Origin of the sequence: Armatimonas sp. (assembly GCF_043760365.1) — a bacterium.
Classification (GTDB): Bacteria; Armatimonadota; Armatimonadia; order Armatimonadales; family Armatimonadaceae; genus Armatimonas.
Window position 1 is genome coordinate 1 of the sequence record NZ_JAYUPA010000978.1, and the last position, 2,756, is coordinate 2,756.

The following is a 2,756-nucleotide window of genomic DNA, read 5'->3' on the forward strand; positions in this document are numbered from 1 at the left end:
GACGGCCTCCTGCCGCTGATGGAGATCATTCGCGAGGGTGATCCCGTGGACGAATCCTGCCTTCGACGCCACTTCGATGAGAAGACACAGCTTCAGTTCACCGAGTATGTCGCCAAGAAGCTGGGCTTCGACTTCACCCAAGGACGGCAGGACCTGGCCGTCCATCCCTTCTGCCAGAGCATGCACCGCACCGATGTGCGGCTCACGACCCGCGTCGAGCCCAACTGGCTACCCTGCGCTCTCATGGGGACGATCCACGAGGCAGGCCATGGCATGTACGAGCAGGGTTTTAACCCCGACGATGACGACACGCCGCTCTCGGGGGCGACAAGCCTGGGTTTTCATGAGTCGCAGTCTCGGCTCTGGGAGAATATTATCGGACGCTCTCGCACGTTCTGGACGGTTTTCTATCCCGGCCTCCAGCGCCACTTTCCCAGCGTGCTCGCCGATACCGATATGCACCAGTTCTACCGGGCAATCAACCGAGTCGAGCCGTCGCTGATCCGTGTGGAGGCCGATGAAGTGACCTATTGCCTCCATATTTTTCTGCGCTTTGAGCTAGAGCAGGAGCTGGTCGCAGGGACACTCGCCGTTAAAGATCTTCCCGAAGCCTGGAATAGCAAGATGCAGAGCTACCTGGGAATCACGCCGCCCACCGATTCCGTGGGCTGCCTTCAGGATGTCCACTGGTCGGGCGGAATGTTTGGTTACTTCCCCACCTACGCACTGGGAACGATGCTCTCGGCGCAGCTCTACGAGAAAGCTTTGGCAAGTGAGCCGAGTATCGAGCCGGGGCTCATCCGGGGAGACTACGCGCCACTCCTGGGCTGGCTACGGGAGAATGTCCACCGTCCGGGGCGACGCTATCTCCCCAGTGAGCTGACGGAGCGGATCTGTGGCGAGCCGCTCTCCGCCAAACCCTTGCTCCGCTACCTGCACAGCAAGTACCGCGAGATCTACTTCGCGGAGCGCCGCCAGCGCAGGCGAATCCTGTAGCCTCCTGTGGGTACAATTCCAGCATGATTCCCCTTCTGTGGCAGGAGCTGAGTGTGAGCGCCGCCCCGGTGCCGCCAGAAACCGAAGCGCTTCTGGCGGCACTACGACGCATCTACACCAATGGCGGCGCGGAGCTGCGGATCTTCGACCTCTCGATGAGCGCTCTCTGGCTGGCCCACGCCGCCTACGATGACCTGGATCGCCTGGGCTTCCCGGACTTATTTTTGCGGCAGCCTGCCGTGGACGCCGTGTTGCCTGCACCGCAGCGCGTGGTTCCGCCCGGCACGGAGTCGGGATTCTCTCGCCTCGGGGAGCCGCTGGAAGACCACCTCACGCTCCGCCTGATCAGCGGCGGCGCGTATGTCGCTTGTGATCTAAGCGCCGAAGAGGCGGAAGACATCGTGATTGCCTTCTGCCATGCACTTTTCTCCGACTCCAGTGGCAATCTCACCACCTACCTCTCCGAGCTGGGCTGGCACGGCTGGCTCCACGATATCGCCTGGGATGCCACCCTGGTAACCGTGGACCGCACGCAAGGCCGTGTCTGGGTCTTGATGCTCACCGACATGGACTGACCCCGTAACCACGGTGCGCCTCTTTACGTTATCCTAATTACGATGAACCGCCGCCATTTTTTCTTGACACTCGGTCTGGGAGCCGCCGCCCTCGCCGCCACCGCCACACTTGCTCGCAAGCAATCTAGCGGATCGCGCCCACCGCGCATCGTCACGACCAAGACCAATGCCTACCTCATCGGCAAGATTGAGCCCGTGCTGACGGGAAAGATTCGTGAGGTCAAGCCCGCTCCCGGTGGCCGCTATGCGCTGATCACACAAGACCTGCGTCCCGAGCCCACGGACGACGTGAAAGATCAGTTCGGTGAGCAAAAGCTCTGGCTTTATGATGCGCTCCGCCGTACCACCAAGCTGATTGATCGTGTCCAAGACGACCCTGCGACGCAGACGCATCAGGATATTGTGCAGATGCTCTGGTTTCCGGGTACCAAGCGTGCTATCGTTTTTCGAGTGGGCATTCGGAGTCTGCCTGAGATGAAGTTGGATGTAAAAGGACAGGTAGGCATCTTCGATGTGGATCGGGGAGTGATACGTTGGATAAGCGGGCTCCCGGCGCAGTTTATGATGGCTAGGGAGGTAACCGGACTCCCAGGGGTATTACTGATATGGGGGCCAGATGACGCATCAATGCCCCGCTTCTACTCGGTTTTGACATCAGATGGCACCCTAACACCACTGGCAAAGCTGGTTTCAAATGGAAATGTAAGGGTTCTTGGTGTCTCGCTAGATAAGAAACGCTTGTTTATACGCATGGCAACTTTTGAGAAATTGGAAGAACGCTTCGTCCGTAAGGAGACCTGGGCAACAATAGAAATCAGCCAAGGCACGGTCACGCCGCTGAGCGCAGCGCCCAAAAAAGAGGAGATGATCTCCAATACGCTGGAGAAGCCCGCGCCAAAGCTCGCGCTAACCCTAAGCGCCGACGCAGCAAAGCTCACGGGGCAGGCAGGTCGAAGCGCTAATACCAACGCGCTCTGGCTGGAGGCGCGTGAGCCGGGGCCGGAGAAGAAGTTCGTGCGCGGATTGGTAGCGGCGGAGGCGGAATCTGATTACTTGCTGCCCGATCTCTCGACGGTGCTCTACACCCACGACGATGTGCTCTACGCCGCACCGATTGTGAGTTTAGATCGCCTGGCCTTTGAGAAAATGATGAAGGAACTGGCAATGAGCAATGCCAAGCAGACA

Annotated in this window: 2 protein-coding genes and 1 pseudogene; all 3 read left to right on the forward strand. The window is 59.4% G+C overall.

Features of this window, described 5'->3' with window-relative positions:
- A pseudogene (locus tag ACH2EH_RS24730) lies at nt 1-996 on the forward strand (carboxypeptidase M32); the annotation flags it as partial.
- Nucleotides 997-1,019: 23 nt separating this feature from the next.
- Complete coding sequence (locus tag ACH2EH_RS24735) at nt 1,020-1,571, forward strand: hypothetical protein (RefSeq protein ID WP_395146019.1); 552 nt, start codon at nt 1,020-1,022, stop codon at nt 1,569-1,571.
- 42 nt (nt 1,572-1,613) lie between these two features.
- Nucleotides 1,614-2,756, forward strand: a 1,143-nt coding sequence (locus ACH2EH_RS24740; protein WP_395146021.1) for a hypothetical protein, incomplete at its 3' end; no start/stop codon positions are given.

Bases quoted from the DNA above. Each gene is read 5' to 3' on its own strand.
- ACH2EH_RS24735 (WP_395146019.1), top strand. From the start codon at position 1,020: ATGATTCCCCTTCTGTGGCAGGAGCTGAGTGTGAGCGCCGCCCCGGTG.